Source organism: Ramlibacter sp. Leaf400, from assembly GCF_001424545.1.
Classification (GTDB): Bacteria; Pseudomonadota; Gammaproteobacteria; order Burkholderiales; family Burkholderiaceae_C; genus Ramlibacter.
On record NZ_LMQL01000012.1, the window covers coordinates 173,210 to 187,809 of the forward strand.

Sequence of the window (14,600 nt, forward strand, 5' to 3'; positions counted from 1 at the left end):
CTTCGATTGTCTCAGACGGGGCCCGGCGCGGCCCGCCCTGGGCCATAGTGGCGGCGTGCCCACCGTCCCCAGCCTCCCCGAGCGGCTCGACCGCCTGCCGTGGTCACGCTGGCACTGGCGCGTGGTGCTGGCGCTGGGCGTCGCCTGGGTGCTCGATGGCCTGGAGGTCACCATCGTCGGCTCGGTCGGCAGCGTGCTGCAGCGGACCGACACACTGGGCCTGAGCACGGTGCAAGTCGGCTGGGCCGGATCGCTCTACGTGGGCGGCGCGGTGCTGGGCGCGCTGGTGTTCGGCCGGCTGGCCGACCGGCTCGGCCGCAAGCGCCTGTTCCTCTGGACGCTGGCGATCTACATGGCCGCGACGGTGGCGACGGCCTTCAGCGGCGGCTTCGCCTCGTTCGCCGCCTGCCGCTTCGTCACCGGCATCGGGATCGGCGGCGAGTACGCGGCCATCAACTCCGCCATCGACGAGCTGATCCCGGCCCGCGTGCGCGGCCGCGTGAGCCTGGCGATCAACGGCAGCTTCTGGATCGGCGCTGCGCTCGGCGCGCTGCTCAGCCTGGTGCTGCTGGACGCCCGGGTGCTGGGGCCGGAACTGGGCTGGCGCGCCGGCTTCCTGCTGGGCGCCGTGCTGGCACTGGCCATCCTGCTGGTGCGACGCAACGTGCCCGAAAGCCCGCGCTGGCTGCTGTCCCAGGGGCGGGTGGAAGAGGCCGAACGCATCGTCGCCGACATCGAGGCGGCGGCGGGCGTGCGGCCGCTGGAGCCCGCGCAGGCCGCCAAGGTCGACCGCCCGCGCGTGTCCTCGCTGCCGACCCTGCGCCAGGTGGCCGGGGTGCTCATTCGCCGCTACCCGGAGCGCAGCGCGGTGGTGCTGGCCCTCATGGTGTCGCAGGCCTTCTTCTACAACGCCATCTTCTTCACCTACTCGCTGGTGCTCACGCGCTTCTATGCCGTGGACGAAGCGCGGGTCGGGCTGTTCATCGTGCCCTTCGCGGTGGGCAACGTGCTGGGCCCGCTCCTGCTGGGACCGCTGTTCGACCGGCTCGGCCGGCGCCGCATGATCACCGCGACCTATGGGTTTTCGGGCGTGGCGCTGGCTGCCACGGGCGCCGCGTTCCTCGTCGGCGCGCTCGATGCGATGACGCAGACGCTGGCCTGGTCGGCGGTGTTCTTCCTGGCGTCCGCCGCCGCCAGCTCCGCCTACCTCACCGTCAGCGAAGTGTTCCCGCTGGAGATGCGGGCGCTGGCGATCTCGCTGTTCTATGCCGTGGGCACCGGCATCGGCGGCTTCGCCGCGCCGGCCCTGTTCGGCATGCTGGTCGCCAGCGGCAGCCGCGCCAACGTCTTCGCCGGCTACCTGTTCGGGGCGGTGCTGGTGCTGGTGGCCGCGGCGATCGCGTGGCGGCATGCGGTCGATGCCGAGCGCAAGCCGCTGGAGGAAGTGGCGCCGCCGCTGGGGCCGTGGCTTTGAGGCGGTGTCAGCCGGGCCGCGTCGTCAGGTGCGCCGGCAGAACCTGCAGGTCCTCGACCCAGTGCAGCCGGCTGCGGCCGAACGTCTGGTCGGTCGGGGGCACGGCTTCGGGCTCGTCCAGGCTGCACGTCGTGACGTCGATCTCGTCCGTGTCGTCGCGCTGGTAGGTGAGGGGCGTGCCGCACGCGCCGCAGAACGTGCGCCACACTTTTGCGCTGGAGCGGTAGCGCTGCGGCGTGCCCTGCACGATGCGATAACCGCCGGTGTCTACGGTGAACCAGGCCAGGATGGGTGCGCCGCTCACGCGGCGGCAGTCGCTGCAGTGGCAGACGGTGGCGTTGCGCGGCCGGCCAGCCGCCTCGTAGCGCACCTGGCCGCAGTGGCAGCCACCGGTGAGGGCGGGGGCGGTGGCTACCACAGCCCCGTCTCCACGCGGATCGCGACTTCGCAGTCGTCGAAGATCTCCAGCTTGGCGATCTTCACGCGCACGCCCAGCACGCCGGGCAGTTGCATCAGCCGGTGGGCCAGCTTGCCGATCAGGCTCTCCAGCAGGTTCACGTGCTCGGCGGTGCACTCCTCGATGATGATGCGGCGCACCTTGCGGTAGTCCAGCACGTGCAGGATGTCGTCGTCGCGCGGCAGCAGCGGCTGCGGGCCGAGGTTGAGCTCGGCATCCACCTGGATCGGCTGCGGCGAGCCCTTCTCGTGTTCCAGGATGCCCAGGTTGGCGTCGAAGCGCAGCCCGGTGAGGGTGAGGGTCTGGGTGCCGGCGGCCTTGGCCATGTCGTCCTGCCCGTGGGTCTTCACATCAGCGAGAAGTCGCGCTCGAACTTCATCAGGTGCTGGCCGCCGTCCACCAGCAGCGTGGTGCCGGTGATGGAGCGGTTCTCCAGCGCGAAGCGCACGGCGCCGGCCACGTCCTGCGCGCTGGACGAACGCCCGAGCGGCGAGAGCCGGTGCAGCCGCTCGAACTTCTCCTGCGACAAGAGATGGCTGGTGAGCGTGAGCCCCGGCGCGACGCCGACCACGCGCAGCTGCGGCGCCAGCGCCTGGGCCAGCAGGGTGGTGGCCGATTCGAGCGCCGCCTTCGACAGGGTGTAGCTGAAGAAGTCGGGGTTGGGGTTCCACAGCTTCTGGTCCAGCAGATTGACCACTACGCCTTCCGCCCCGCGGTCCCGCACGTGCTTGTGCAGCGCCTGCGCCAGCACCACCGGCGCCGCCGTGTTGGCCAGCAGGTGGGCCTGCAGGCCCTCATAGCCGAACGACTCGGCGCTGTCGTGTTCGAAGAGAGAAGCGTTGTTGACCACCGCCTCCACCGGCCCGAGCTGCGCCACCACCGCCGGCAGCAGCGCGCGCGCTTCGTCCTCGCGCGCCAGGTCCGCGGCGAAGGCGGCGAAGCGGGCGCCGGCCGGTGCGCGCGACGCGCAGTCGGCGACTGTCTGCTGCGCCTCCTGCGCCGAACGCCGGTAGTGCACCGCGACCTGCCAGCCGGCCGAGGCCAGCGCGAGCGCGATCTCGCGCCCGAGGCGCTGGCCGGCGCCGGTGACGAGGGCGGTGCGGAAGGAGGTCGCGGTCACGGCAGGTTGGGGGCGGGGCAGCCCGCACAATCGCGGGGTGAATCCCGAAACAGGCAGTGTAACGAGCGCCCTTGGCGCCCTGATCGCGCAGGCCATCGCGCGCGCCGGCGGCTGGCTGCCGTTCGACCGCTTCATGGCGCTGGCGCTGTACGCGCCCGGCCTGGGCTACTACGCCAACGCCTCGCGCAAGTTCGGCGCCATGCCGTCCTCGGGCAGCGACTTCGTCACCGCGCCGGAGCTCACGCCGCTGTTCGGTCGCGCGCTGGCACGGCAGGTGCGGCAGGCGCTCGACGCATCCGGCACGCACGAGGTGTGGGAGTTCGGCGCCGGCTCCGGCGCCCTGGCCGAACAGCTGCTGCAGGCCCTGGGCGACCGCGTGCGGTCCTACACCATCGTCGACCTCTCCAGCACGTTGCGCGAGCGGCAGCGGCAGCGCCTGGCCGGGTTCGGCGGCAAGGTGCGCTGGGCCGGCGAACTGCCGGCGACCCTGCGCGGCGTGGTGGTCGGCAACGAGGTGCTCGACGCGATGCCGGTGAAGCTGCTGCACCGCCTCGCCGGCACATGGCACGAGCGTGGGGTGGTGGTGGCGCAAGGGGGCCTGCGTTTCGAGGACCGGCCGACCGGGCTGCGCCCGCCGATCGAGGTCGACGGCCCGCACGACTACCTGACCGAGATCCACCCGCAGGCCCTCGCCTTCATCCGCACCCTGGCCGACCGGCTGGAGGCGGGCGCCGCCTTCTTCCTCGACTACGGCTTTCCCGAGCGCGAGTACTGGCACCCGCAGCGCCACATGGGCACGCTGATGTGCCACCGCGGCCACCTGGCCGACGCCGATCCGCTGGACAGCGTGGGCGCCAAGGACATCACGGCCCACGTCGATTTCACCGGCATCGCGGTGGCGGCGCAGGAGACCGGCCTGAACCTGCTGGGCTACACCTCGCAGGCGCACTTCCTCTTCAACTGCGGGCTGCTGGACCTGGCCGCCGGCGCGGACCTGCGCGACCAGGCCGCCGTGCAGAAGCTCGTCAACGAGCACGAGATGGGCGAGCTGTTCAAGGTCATCGGCCTGGCGCGGGGCGGCTTCTGGGACGCGATCGGTTTCTCGCGCGGCGATCGCACCGATCGGTTGTAAGCGGCCACGGCCGGCGTGGCTCCCCCTACACTGACTCCATGATCCGCTGGTTCCTCGTCGTCTTCCTGGCCCTGATGCTGATCAGCTGGCTCACGCCGCTGCTGCAGCGCCTGGGCTTCGGCAAGCTGCCGGGCGACCTTCGCTTCAAGCTCTTCGGCCGCGAGTGGAACGTGCCGCTCGCCTCCACCCTCCTGCTCAGCATGCTTGCCGCCGGCCTCGCCCGGCTGATCTGACCCGCACCGCATGAAAGCCTGCATCGACATCGGCGGCACCAAGGTGGCCGTCAGCCTGAACGACGGCAGCGGCCTCGAACTGGTCGCCCGCCGCAGCGAACCCACCGCCAAGGAAGGCGACAACGACGCGCTTGCCGTGCAGGTGCTGCGCATGGTCGAGGCGGCCTGCGCCGAAGCCGGCGTGCCGTCCGGCCAGGTGCAGTGCGCGGGCGTGTCCTCCTGCGGGCCGTTCGTGATGGTCGACCGGCGCATCGAACTGGCCGCGCCCAACATCTGCGGCGGCCTGGCCGGGGGAGGGCGCGGGCTGCCGAACGACTGGATGACCGCGCTGCTGGAAGCCCCGCTGGCGCAGCGCTTCCGCCAGCTGCGCATCGAGAACGACTGCGTGGCGGCGCTCGAGGCCGAGCGCCGCTGGGGCGCGCTGCAGGGGGTGGACGACTGCGCCTACGTGACGTGGAGCACGGGCATCGGCACCGGGCTGTGCGTCGACGGTCACGTGCTGCGCGGCAAGAACGGCAACGCGGGGCATGCCGGCCACATGTTCGTGAGCGACAACGACGATGCGCTGTGCGGCTGCGGGAACATCGGCGACCTCGAGGCGCTGGTGGCCGGCGCGTCGGTGGCGCATCGCTTCGGCGCCGATGCCGCCACGCTGTTGAAGCGGGCCCAGGCCGGCGACGCCGGTGCGGTCAGGATCGTCGAGGAGCTGTGCCGCGTGCTCGGCCGGGGCCTGTACAACCTGGTGGTCACGCTGGACCTGCGCCGCATCAGCCTGGGCGGCAGCGTGTACTGGAACAACCGCGACTACCTGCTGCCGCGCCTGCGCGAGCACGTGGCGGGGCATTTGCCGGCGCTGACGGCGGGGTGTGAGCTGGTGACTGCCGGGTTGGAAAACCGGGTCGGCGACTACGCGGCGCTCGCGCTGATCGCCTGACGGTCTTGCTCCCTCCCCCTCCGGGGGAGGGTTGGGGTGGGGGCACGCCCGTCGACTGATCGATCCCGCGCTTCATCAATTCCCGCAGCGCCCCCACCCTGCCCTCCCCCGGAGGGGGAGGGAAAAGAACATCAGGCCGCGACCAGGAACGCTTCCACCGCCTTCACCCTGGCCTTGTGGATCCACTCCCCCACCCCCGGCCCCGTCACGCCTTTCGCCTGCGCCGCCGCCGCGACCTCGCTGGTGCTCACCTGCTGCGCCGCCTTCAGCGCGCCCAGCAGCCTGGGCTTGGGCTCGTACGCCTTCTCCTCCAGCCCCAGCCTCCCCCGCGCATCGCACTCGCACGCCAGCAGCACGTCGGCAAACCGCTGCGGCTTGCGGAAGGCATCGCAGCGCTCCAGCAGCCGCACCACCGCCGCCCCGCCGAACTCGCTGCTGCGGTGGATGTTGCCGTGCTCGCGCGCAACCACGTCGGCCAGCTCGTTGCATTCGGTCGGCACGCGCAACCGCTGCGCCACTTTCTTGAGCAGGCGCGCGCTGCGGTCCTCGTGCCCGATGTGCCGGGGCAGCACCGCGGCCGGCGTCGTGCCCTTGCCCAGGTCGTGCGTCAGGCAGGCAAAGCGCACGGGCAGGTTCGCCTGCAGCCGTGCGCACATGTCCAGCACCATCATCAGGTGCACGCCGGTGTCGACCTCCGGGTGGTACTCGGCGCGCTGCGGCACGCCCCAGAGCCGGTCGACCTCGGGCAGCAGCCGTTGCAGCGCGCCGCATTCGCGCAGCACCTCGAACATGCGCGAAGGACGCTGCTCCATCAGCCCGCGCGCCAGTTCCTGCCAGACGCGCTCGGGCACCAGCGCATCGACCTCGCCGGCCTCGACCATGCCGCGCATCAGCGCCATCGTCTCCGGCGCCACGCCGAAGTCGGAAAAGCGCGCGGCGAAGCGGGCCAGCCGCAGGATGCGCACCGGGTCCTCGCGGAAGGCCTCGGTCACGTGGCGCAGCACGCGCGCGCGCAGGTCCGCCTGCCCGTTGAAGGGATCGATCAGGCGGCCCTCACCGTCCTGCGCCACCGCATTGATGGTGAGGTCGCGACGCGCCAGGTCTTCTTCCAGCGTGACGCCGGGATCGGCATGGAAGGCGAAGCCGTGGTAGCCGCGGCCGGTCTTGCGCTCGGTGCGCGCCAGCGCGTACTCCTCGCGCGTCTCGGGGTGCAGGAAGACGGGGAAATCGCGGCCGACGGGCAGGTAGCCCTGCGCCACCATCTGCTCCGGCGTCGCGCCGACGACGACCCAGTCGTGGTCGTTCACCGGCAGTCCCAGCAGCGCATCGCGGACCGCACCCCCCACCATGAACGTCTGCATGGCGGCAGTGTAAGCCGCACCTTCGCGGCGCCGTTCAGCGTGCGGTGCGGTAAGGCTCGTCGAACTCCACGAAGTCCTTTTCTTCCAGCGCGTCGTCGATCCAGGCCTTCACCCCCGGCAGGGCACAGACGCGGCGGATGTAGTCGGTGACGTGCCCCGGCACCGGCAGCGCGTAGTTGCGCAGCCGCATGCACACCGGCGCGAAGAAGGCGTCGGCGACGCTGAAGGCGCCGAACAGCATCGGCCCGCGGTGCTGCTCCAGCAGGTCGCTCCACATCGCCACGATGCGCTGCACGTCCTCGCGCACGGCGGGCTGGTCGCGCCAGACCAGGGCGCCGATCTGCGGCAGCGAGGCCTCGATGTTCATCGGGCAGTGGTTGCGCAGCGCGGAAAAGCCCGAGTGCATTTCCGCGCAGACGCTGCGGGCGCGCGCCCGGGCCTTGGCGTCCCGGGGCCACAGCTGCTTGTCGGGGAAGCGCTCGGCGGCGTACTCGCAGATCGCCAGCGAGTCCCAGACCGCCAGGCCGTCGTCCACCAGCACCGGCACCTTGCCGACCGGGTTCACTCCGGCGATGGCCTGCTTGAAGCTGGATCCGGAAGCGAACGAATCGAATCGGACCTTGACCTCCTCGAACGGGATGCCGGCCTGGCGCAGCAGCACCCAGGGCCGCATGGACCAGGACGAGTAGTTCTTGTTGCCGATGTAGAGCTGGAGCATGGGGATTCCCGGAAAGTCCGAAGTGGCCCGATGCTAGTGGCGGGGCCCGGCGGCATTGATGCCGGATGGCCCCGCCATTGATGCGTCAGCCGCGCGTGTCCGGCTCGCGCGGGGTGACGATGCGGTGCTGCCGGCGGCGGCCGTCGAAGAACCGCCGCAGGGGCCCTTCCATCGTCAGGATGGCCAGCGCCAGCAGCGTGCTGAGCACCGCCGTGGCGTCGCGGCCGAGCCCGGCGGCCATGCCGATGGCCGCGATCATCCAGAGGCTGGCCGAGGTGGTGAGGCCCTGCACCTGCTCCTCGCTCGCCGCCTTGAGGATGGCGCCGGCGCACAGGAACCCCACGCCGGCCAGCAGGCCCTGGATGACGCGGCTGAGATCGGCCAGCTCGATGCCCGCCTGCAAGGGGATCAGCACGAACAGGGCCGAGCCCAGCGCCACCAGCATGTGGGTGCGCAGGCCGGCGGCCTTGCCCGCGAGTTCGCGCTCCAGCCCCACCAGCGCGCCCAGGAAGGCGGCGACCAGCAGGCGCACCACCACGCGGGTGAGCTGCTCCAGGTCGGGGATGTCCGAGAACTCGGCGACGACGGTGCGGGCGATCGTGTCCCAGGCGGACATCAGGAAACCTCCGTGCTTCGCACTGCGGTGCGAGCCGCTTCGGACGGCCGGGCGCGGCTCATGCGGTCAGGGCAGCTCGCGGTTGGGCTCGGGCATCGCCGCATCGCGGGGGCCCACCATGCCCAGGCGCGACTTGAGCGACTGCGGCTGGCCGCTGAGCACGGCGGCGTACATCGTCGCGTTGGCCAGCACCTTCTTGACGTAGTCGCGGGTCTCGTTGAACGGCACGTTCTCGGCCCAGGCGGCCGCCTCGACCACCGGGCCGTTGCGCCAGTTGCGCGGGCGGCTGGGCCCGGCGTTGTAGGCGGCCGCGGCCAGCGGCATGGAGCCGTTGAAGTCGTCCAGCACCAGCTTGAGGTAGCCGGTGCCGATGGCGATGTTGGTGTCGCGGTCGGTGAGCTGGTCGGGCGTGAAGCCGTTCAGGCCGATGCGCCGCGCGGTCCAGCGGGCCGTGGCCGGCATCACCTGCATCAGGCCGGAGGCGCCCACGTGCGAGCGCGCGTCCATCACGAAGCGGCTTTCCTGGCGGATCAGGCCGTACACGTAGGCCGGGTCCAGGCCGATGTCCTGGGCGCGGCGCACCACGGCGTCGCGGAAGGGCATGGGAAAGCGCTGCTCGACGTCGAACTCGCCGCGGGTGCGCTCGCTGGTGTTGATGCAGCGGTCCCAGACCTCGCGTTCGCAGGCGATGGCGGCGGCAGCCAGCAGTTCGCGGTCGCCCAGGCCGCCGGGGCGCGCCAGGTTGGTGCCGTAGTTCCACTCGCGCACGCCCTCCGACCGCAGGCCGATCGAGATGGCGTGCAGGCCGCGGTTGAGGCTCGGGTTGGCGCGGGCCGCGTCCTTTTCTTCCGCGGTGAGCGGGGCCGGCCGCTCGGGCACGGCGATGGGGCGGCCGAGCTCTTCCAGCGCGAGCTGCTCGTAGAAGCCGCGCGGCGAGGCGATGCCTTCCAGCAGCTTGATGGCATCGGCACGCTGGCCTTCCCGGCCCGAGGCGAGCAGCGCGCGCGCCTTCCAGTACTGCCAGGTGGTGTCCTTGCGGGCGTCGTCGCTCATCGCGTCGATGGCGGACTGCAGCGCGTCCCAGCGCGGCGTGTTGCCGGCGCGCAGGGCGGCACGGGCCTTCCACGCCAGCATGTCGTCGGTGAGGTCGCTGTCGCGGGTCACGCGGGCGTAGTGGCCCAGGGCGTCGGGGCTCAGGCGCTGCGCGGCCTGCTTGCCCAGCACGCCCCAGACCCAGTTGCGCTCCTCGGGCGAGAGCTGCGGGCCCCACTTGCGGTCCAGCAGCTGGGCGGCGTTGTCGGTGTCGCTGGTGGCCAGCTTGATCAGCGCCAGGCCGATCATCTCCTTGCGCGTGCGCGAAGCGACGGTCACGCGGCTGGTGAGGAATCGCGAGGGGCTGGCGTTGATCTCAGCCAGCACCGGCAGCGATTCGGGCGCCACCAGTTCCACCGCGCCGGCCACGTTGCGGGGCCGGTTGCCTTCCATGGCGATGCGCGCCTTGCGCCAGACGTCGGCCGTGGTCAGCCGGTGGCGGCCGCTGCCTTCGGCCACCAGCCGGGCGGCGGCCTGGGTGCAGGCATCGCCGTTGTCGCGCTGTGCGAACCAGAGGCGGCGCACCTCGTCGTCCAGCGACGCGGGCGCGGCGGCGCCATCGCGCAGGTGCTGCACCAGCAGGGCGTAGCAGCGCACCTGCGGATCGTCGTTCATGCGAAAGCGCGGATGCTCCTCGGCGAAGGCGGCCCAGTCGCGCCGCTGCCCCAGGAGCAGCAGCCAGTCGTTGCGCAGGCGGTCCTCCTGGTAGGTGCCGGCATAGCGGGAGAAGAAGTCCTGCACTTCCTGCGGCGTGGCGGTGTCCAGCCGGGAATTGAGCTCCCAGTACGCGGCCCACGGCTCCAGCAGGTGGCCTCGCACCTGCGGCAGCAGCTGCGACAGCCGGGGCTTCTGCCCCTTCTGCCAGGCCTGCGCCATCTCGAGGATGGCCTCATCCCCCCTGCCCTGCGCGCACGCCGTGGAGGCGAGCGCGGCCATGATCAATGTCAGAATCGCCCGGAACTTCATCGCAGGGATTATGAGCACGCCGGACGACAAAATTGCCTTGCGCCGGCGCCTGATCGAGGAGCGGCTGAACCTCCCGGACCGCATGCTGCGCGCCGACCTGCTGCAGCGCGTGATGCGGATCTGGCTGGTGGGCCGCTCCGACACGGTGATCGGCGCCTATTGGCCCATCAAGGGCGAATTCGACCCGCTGCCGGCGCTGCACCGCTGGAAGGAGGACGGCGAACTCCTGGACCAGCCGCAATTGCGAAGAATCGGCCTGCCCGTGGTCGACAAGCTGCACAAGACGCTCAAATTTCACGCCTGGTTCCCGGGCTGCCCGATGGAGGAGGACGCCTACGGCATCCCCAAGCCCAAGGACACCGAGGTGATCGTGCCCACGCTGCTGTTCGTGCCCTGCGTGGGCTACGGGCCGGGCGGCTTCCGCCTGGGGTACGGCGGCGGCTTCTACGACCGCACGCTGGCCAAGCTCGAACCCAGGCCGTTCACGGCGGGTCTGGGGTACACGATGGGGTACGTGGACGACCTGGAGCCCGAGCCGCACGACGTGCCGCTGGATGCGATCCTCAATGACAACGGGGTGGTCTGGCCGATGCGGTGACCGTCATCCCCGCGAAGGCGGGGACCCCGGGCTTGCGGCAGTCCGCGGAAGGCGGACGCACTGGATTCCCGCCTCCGCGGGAATGACGGAATCTCTCAATCGATGTTGTCGACCGTGTCCGGATCCGGCACTTCGCCCACCGTCTGGCGGGTCGCGCGGCCCTGTTGCATGATCCAGTCGCAGAAGGCCTTGATCTCCGGACGGCCGCCGCTGCGCGGGCCCAGGATCAGCCAGTAGGCCATCGGCGAGTCCATGCGCAGCCGGGGCAGCGGCTCGATCAGGTCGCCGTTGGCCAGGTTCTCGGCCACCATGGGCAGCCGCGCCAGCACCACGCCCTGGCCGGTGAGCGCGGCCTGCACCATCTGGTAGGCGTAGTTGAAATACAGCCAGCGCTTGGGCTGCAGCCGCGTGAGGTGCTGCTCGTCGAACCAGCGGCGCCACGTCAGCCATTCCAGGTGCGTGCGGTGCGCATCGCCCGCCTCGATCAGGGCGAACTGCGCCAGGTCCTCCGGCTTCTTCACCGCCGTGCCGCTCTTGAGCAGCCAGGGGCTGGCCACCGGCGTGAGCTGCTCGCCGAACAGGCGGATCGCCTTGGGCGGCATGTTGGCCGTCGGCCCGTAGCGCAGGGCGAGGTCGACGTCGGCCAGCTCCAGGTCGAGCGACGCGTCGCTGGCGTCGATGCGGATGTCCATGTCCGGGTTGTCGCGCTGGAACTGCTCCAGCCGCGGGATCAGCCACATCGACGCGAACGACGCGAAGGTGGTGACCGACACGCTCTTGCGGCCCGCGCTCTGGCGGATCTGCCGCACCGCCGAATCGATGCGCGGCAGCGCCTGCGACACCGCCAGCAGCAGCTGGGCGCCGGCGCCGGTGAGCTCGACCGCGCGCGTGTGCCGCAGGAACAGCGCGGCGCCCACTTCCTCCTCCAGCGCCTGGATCTGCCGGCTGACGGCCGATTGCGTGAGGGCCATCTCCTCCGAGGCGGCGCGGAAATTGAGGTGGCGCGCTACCGCCTCGAAGGCGCGCAGGTGCCCGGCGGAGATCGGGCGGGTGCGCAGGTGGGTCTGGGAGTGCAGCATGGTCTGAACGGCCGGGCAGGGAACTGGATTGATGCTGGATGCGAATGAATAGCCTAGCCGTATTTCATTGGACTGCCAAGGCGCTCCCCTCGATCATTCAAGCCACCAAACGCCCCCCAGGAGAACGCCATGACCGCCCTCACGCTGACGCAATCGCAACAATCCGTCGCCCACCTGTCGGGCACCTGGCGGCTGGAGCCGTCGCGCGCCGTGACGCTGCGGCCGCGCGAGGACGGCCTGCTGCGCGTCGCGCACGGCTGCGTGTGGGTCACCTTCGACGGCCCGCACGCGGGACCGCTCAACGACCAGGGCGACCACGTGCTGGGCGCCGGCGAACAGATCCGGGTGCCGGCCGGCCGGCGTGTCGTGCTCGAGCCCCGCAACGGCAGCGCGCCGGCTTATTTCAGCTGGGACTTCGCGCCCCAGGTGGAGCCGGTGCGCGCCTCGCGCCGCGCGGCGGTCTCGCAGTCCTGGGACGACCTGCAGCTGGCGGCCGCCCTGGGCCTGCACGCCGGTGGGCGCCTGGCGGCCGCCGTGGTCTCCCTGGCTGCGGGCGCGCTGCTGCCCCGGCCGCAGAACAACCAGTGCCCCGCCATGTGACGTCCGCGCCGAAAGGGTGGCCGCGATAATCGCGGCCACCCATGCCGCGCCCACGTTCCCAGCAGCACGAGATCAAGAGGGACGAGATCCTCGAGATCGCGGCGCAGTGCTTCGCCGAACGCAGCTATGCGGCGGCCAGCATGAACGACATCGCCGCGGCGGGCGGCACCTCCAAGGCGCGCCTGTACCACTACTACGAGAGCAAGGAAGCGATCCTGTTCGACCTGCTGGACCGCTACACCCAGCGGCTGCTGGCCCTCATCGGCCAGGTCGAGGCCACGGCCCAGCGGCGGCGGCTCGACGACCGCGCCGCGCTGCACGAGCTGGTGCGCGCCTTCCTGGATGAGTACGAAAGCAGCGCCACCCGCCACGCCGCGCTGCTGCACGACACCAAGTTCCTGGGCGATGCGCAGCGCGAGCTGATCCTGGACCGCCAGCGCGACGTGGTCGCGGCCGCCACACGTTTCCTGCGGCGCGCCTATCCTGTGCACGTGCGAGAAGACAACCAGACCGCGGTGGTGATGATGCTGTTCGGCATGATCAACTGGACCTTCACCTGGCTGCGGCCGGGTGGGGCGATGACGTATGCGGACTTCGCCGGGCAGGTGGTCGCCCTGGTCGACCGGGGGCTGTCGGCATGAGCGGTATGCGCGTCGTCGTCATGGGCGTCTCGGGTTGCGGCAAGAGCGCCGTCGGCGAGCAGCTGGCGCAGGCGCTGGGGCTGCCGCTGATCGAGGGCGACAGCTTCCATCCGCCCGCCAACATCGACAAGATGAGCCGCGGCCTGCCGCTGGACGACACCGACCGCGCGGGCTGGCTGGACACGCTGGGGCAGGAACTCGCCCGGCGGCCCGCCGGCGCGGTGCTGACCTGCTCGGCGCTCAAGGCCGCCTACCGCGAGCGGCTGCGCGCCGCCGCGCCCGGGCTGCGCTTCGTGCACCTGTCGCTCACGCCGCAGCAGGCGCTGGGGCGCGTGGCGACACGCAAGGACCACTTCTATCCGGCCAGCCTGGTCGACAGCCAGTTCGCCGCGCTGGAAGACCCGGGCGGCGAGCCGGGCGTGGTGGTCGTCGATGCCTCGCAACCGATGGCGCAGGTGGTGGCCGCCGCGCGCCAGGGCCTGGCGTCCTGAGAGCCTGGGCCTTGCGGCCCGTCGTTTCACATTCCGTAATGCATTACGGTAAGTAGAATCCCTGGATTCGCGCCGCGACCGGCGCCAGGAGAGTTTCCGTGAGCAAAGCCTTCGCCAGCCAGGCCGACCTGGAAGACAAGAAGATCACCTTCGAGCAGCTGTCCCCGCACTGCTGGGCCTACACCGCCGAGGGCGACCCGAACTCGGGCGTGATCATCGGCGACAAGTTCATCATGGTCAGCGACGCCACCGCCACGCCCGCGATGGCCAGGGACCTCATCGCGCGCATCCGCACCGTGAGCGACAAGCCGATCAAGTACGTTCTGCTCACGCACTACCACGCGGTCCGCGTGCTGGGCGCCAGCGCGTACTTCGCCGAAGGCGCGACCGAGATCATCGCCAGCCAGGGCACCTACGAGCTGATCCTGGAGCGTGGCAAGGAGGACATGCAGTCCGAGATGGACCGCTTCCCGCGCCTGTTCCGCAACGCCGAGAGCGTGCCGGGCCTGACCTGGCCGACCATGGTGATCGGCGGCGGCAACCCCACCAAGGGCGAGGTGCCCGGCCGGCTCAGCGTCGAGCTGGGCGGCGTGAAGGTGGAGATCTGGCATCCGGGCCCGGGCCACACGCGCGGCGACACCATCGCCTGGGTGGAAGAAGAGAAAGTGCTGTTCTCCGGCGACCTGGTCGAGTACGACGCCGGCGTCTACACCGGCGACGCGCACCTGGAGGAATGGCCCGCCACGCTGGAGGCGCTGCGTGCGCTCCAGGCCGAGGCGCTGGTGCCCGGACGCGGCGAGGCGATGAAGGGCAACGCGCAGGTGAACAAGGCGCTCGACTACACCCGGCGCTGGGTGGAGACGCTGTTCGCCGCGGCCAAGGAGGCGGCCGCCGCCAACATGGACCTGAAGGCCGCGATGGCGCACACGCGCAAGAGCATGGACCCGGTGTTCGGCCACGTGTTCATCTACGAGCACTGCCTGCCGTTCGACGTGAGCCGCGCATACGACGAGGCCCGCGGCATCAAGAACCCGCGCATCTGGACGGCCGAGCGGGATAAGGAGATGTGGGCCTCGCTGCAAAGCTGA

At 71.1% G+C, this 14,600-nt stretch carries 17 protein-coding genes; 9 read left to right on the forward strand and 8 right to left on the reverse strand.

Annotated elements, in window-relative coordinates; all coding sequences use genetic code 11:
* The first annotated feature begins 55 nt into the window (after positions 1-55).
* Positions 56-1,474 carry an MFS transporter gene (locus ASG30_RS16590; RefSeq protein ID WP_055899225.1) on the forward strand — a complete coding sequence of 473 codons (1,419 nt, stop codon included), beginning with the start codon at positions 56-58 and terminating at the stop codon, positions 1,472-1,474.
* Positions 1,475-1,481: 7 nt separating this feature from the next.
* Here ASG30_RS16590 and ASG30_RS16595 read toward each other — a convergent pair whose 3' ends face one another.
* From ASG30_RS16595 to ASG30_RS16605, 3 genes are read right to left on the reverse strand one after another with little or no spacing between them, the layout of a single operon-like run.
* A complete protein-coding gene (locus ASG30_RS16595; RefSeq protein WP_055899228.1) occupies positions 1,482-1,892 on the reverse strand; it encodes a GFA family protein in 411 nt (136 codons plus the stop codon).
* A complete protein-coding gene (locus ASG30_RS16600; RefSeq protein ID WP_055900154.1) occupies positions 1,886-2,257 on the reverse strand; it encodes a dihydroneopterin aldolase in 372 nt (123 codons plus the stop codon). The genes ASG30_RS16595 and ASG30_RS16600 overlap by 7 nt, the downstream gene beginning before the upstream one ends.
* A 20-nt stretch (positions 2,258-2,277) precedes the next feature.
* Positions 2,278-3,051 (reverse strand): SDR family oxidoreductase, encoded by a 774-nt coding sequence (locus ASG30_RS16605; RefSeq protein WP_055899231.1) that lies wholly within the window; start codon positions 3,049-3,051, stop codon positions 2,278-2,280.
* Between the two features lie 37 nt (positions 3,052-3,088).
* On the opposite strand from ASG30_RS16605, the gene ASG30_RS16610 reads away from it, so the two are divergent.
* Genes ASG30_RS16610 through ASG30_RS16620 form a run of 3 tightly spaced genes read left to right on the forward strand, consistent with a single transcriptional unit; the run spans position 3,089 to position 5,350 of the window.
* Positions 3,089-4,183 (forward strand): class I SAM-dependent methyltransferase, encoded by a 1,095-nt coding sequence (locus ASG30_RS16610; RefSeq protein WP_055899234.1) that lies wholly within the window; start codon positions 3,089-3,091, stop codon positions 4,181-4,183.
* 38 nt (positions 4,184-4,221) lie between these two features.
* Complete coding sequence (locus tag ASG30_RS16615; RefSeq protein WP_055899237.1) at positions 4,222-4,416, forward strand: DUF2905 domain-containing protein; 195 nt, start codon at positions 4,222-4,224, stop codon at positions 4,414-4,416.
* 10 nt (positions 4,417-4,426) lie between these two features.
* The gene (locus tag ASG30_RS16620; RefSeq protein WP_055899240.1) at positions 4,427-5,350 is read left to right on the forward strand and encodes an ROK family protein; all 924 of its coding nucleotides are present in this window, start codon (positions 4,427-4,429) and stop codon (positions 5,348-5,350) included.
* Positions 5,351-5,481: 131 nt separating this feature from the next.
* Here ASG30_RS16620 and ASG30_RS16625 read toward each other — a convergent pair whose 3' ends face one another.
* The 4 genes from ASG30_RS16625 to ASG30_RS16640 form a co-directional block, all read right to left on the reverse strand.
* Positions 5,482-6,711 carry a multifunctional CCA addition/repair protein gene (locus tag ASG30_RS16625; RefSeq protein WP_055899243.1) on the reverse strand — a complete coding sequence of 410 codons (1,230 nt, stop codon included), beginning with the start codon at positions 6,709-6,711 and terminating at the stop codon, positions 5,482-5,484.
* 34 nt (positions 6,712-6,745) lie between these two features.
* Entirely contained in the window at positions 6,746-7,429 is a 684-nt protein-coding gene (locus ASG30_RS16630; protein ID WP_055899245.1) for a glutathione S-transferase family protein, read from the reverse strand.
* An 85-nt stretch (positions 7,430-7,514) separates the two neighbouring features.
* Positions 7,515-8,045: an MgtC/SapB family protein gene (locus ASG30_RS16635; RefSeq protein WP_055899248.1), complete on the reverse strand. Its 531-nt coding sequence runs from the start codon at positions 8,043-8,045 to the stop codon at positions 7,515-7,517.
* A gap of 66 nt (positions 8,046-8,111) precedes the next feature.
* Positions 8,112-10,103: a lytic transglycosylase domain-containing protein gene (locus ASG30_RS16640; protein WP_055899251.1), complete on the reverse strand. Its 1,992-nt coding sequence runs from the start codon at positions 10,101-10,103 to the stop codon at positions 8,112-8,114.
* 10 nt (positions 10,104-10,113) lie between these two features.
* On the opposite strand from ASG30_RS16640, the gene ASG30_RS16645 reads away from it, so the two are divergent.
* Entirely contained in the window at positions 10,114-10,701 is a 588-nt protein-coding gene (locus ASG30_RS16645) for a 5-formyltetrahydrofolate cyclo-ligase (RefSeq protein WP_055899254.1), read from the forward strand.
* Positions 10,702-10,796: 95 nt separating this feature from the next.
* Here ASG30_RS16645 and ASG30_RS16650 read toward each other — a convergent pair whose 3' ends face one another.
* Complete coding sequence (locus ASG30_RS16650) at positions 10,797-11,780, reverse strand: LysR substrate-binding domain-containing protein (RefSeq protein ID WP_055899257.1); 984 nt, start codon at positions 11,778-11,780, stop codon at positions 10,797-10,799.
* Between the two features lie 129 nt (positions 11,781-11,909).
* On the opposite strand from ASG30_RS16650, the gene ASG30_RS16655 reads away from it, so the two are divergent.
* The 4 genes from ASG30_RS16655 (at position 11,910) to ASG30_RS16670 (ending at position 14,600) form a co-directional block, all read left to right on the forward strand.
* Positions 11,910-12,380, forward strand: coding sequence for a DUF2917 domain-containing protein (locus tag ASG30_RS16655; protein WP_055899260.1), 471 nt, complete (start codon positions 11,910-11,912; stop codon positions 12,378-12,380).
* Between the two features lie 41 nt (positions 12,381-12,421).
* Positions 12,422-13,021 carry a TetR/AcrR family transcriptional regulator gene (locus ASG30_RS16660; RefSeq protein WP_055899262.1) on the forward strand — a complete coding sequence of 200 codons (600 nt, stop codon included), beginning with the start codon at positions 12,422-12,424 and terminating at the stop codon, positions 13,019-13,021.
* Positions 13,018-13,512, forward strand: coding sequence for a gluconokinase (locus ASG30_RS16665; protein ID WP_055899265.1), 495 nt, complete (start codon positions 13,018-13,020; stop codon positions 13,510-13,512). Before ASG30_RS16660 ends, ASG30_RS16665 begins: the two co-directional genes overlap by 4 nt.
* Positions 13,513-13,610: 98 nt before the next feature.
* Positions 13,611-14,600, forward strand: coding sequence for an MBL fold metallo-hydrolase (locus ASG30_RS16670; protein ID WP_055899268.1), 990 nt, complete (start codon positions 13,611-13,613; stop codon positions 14,598-14,600).

Bases quoted from the DNA above. Each gene is read 5' to 3' on its own strand.
- ASG30_RS16600 (WP_055900154.1), bottom strand. From the start codon at position 2,257: ATGGCCAAGGCCGCCGGCACCCAGACCCTCACCCTCACCGGGCTGCGC.
- ASG30_RS16615 (WP_055899237.1), top strand. From the start codon at position 4,222: ATGATCCGCTGGTTCCTCGTCGTCTTCCTGGCCCTGATGCTGATCAGC.
- ASG30_RS16620 (WP_055899240.1), top strand. From the start codon at position 4,427: ATGAAAGCCTGCATCGACATCGGCGGCACCAAGGTGGCCGTCAGCCTG.
- ASG30_RS16625 (WP_055899243.1), bottom strand. From the start codon at position 6,711: ATGCAGACGTTCATGGTGGGGGGTGCGGTCCGCGATGCGCTGCTGGGA.
- ASG30_RS16630 (WP_055899245.1), bottom strand. From the start codon at position 7,429: ATGCTCCAGCTCTACATCGGCAACAAGAACTACTCGTCCTGGTCCATG.
- ASG30_RS16635 (WP_055899248.1), bottom strand. From the start codon at position 8,045: ATGTCCGCCTGGGACACGATCGCCCGCACCGTCGTCGCCGAGTTCTCG.
- ASG30_RS16640 (WP_055899251.1), bottom strand. From the start codon at position 10,103: ATGAAGTTCCGGGCGATTCTGACATTGATCATGGCCGCGCTCGCCTCC.
- ASG30_RS16645 (WP_055899254.1), top strand. From the start codon at position 10,114: ATGAGCACGCCGGACGACAAAATTGCCTTGCGCCGGCGCCTGATCGAG.
- ASG30_RS16650 (WP_055899257.1), bottom strand. From the start codon at position 11,780: ATGCTGCACTCCCAGACCCACCTGCGCACCCGCCCGATCTCCGCCGGG.
- ASG30_RS16655 (WP_055899260.1), top strand. From the start codon at position 11,910: ATGACCGCCCTCACGCTGACGCAATCGCAACAATCCGTCGCCCACCTG.
- ASG30_RS16660 (WP_055899262.1), top strand. From the start codon at position 12,422: ATGCCGCGCCCACGTTCCCAGCAGCACGAGATCAAGAGGGACGAGATC.
- ASG30_RS16665 (WP_055899265.1), top strand. From the start codon at position 13,018: ATGAGCGGTATGCGCGTCGTCGTCATGGGCGTCTCGGGTTGCGGCAAG.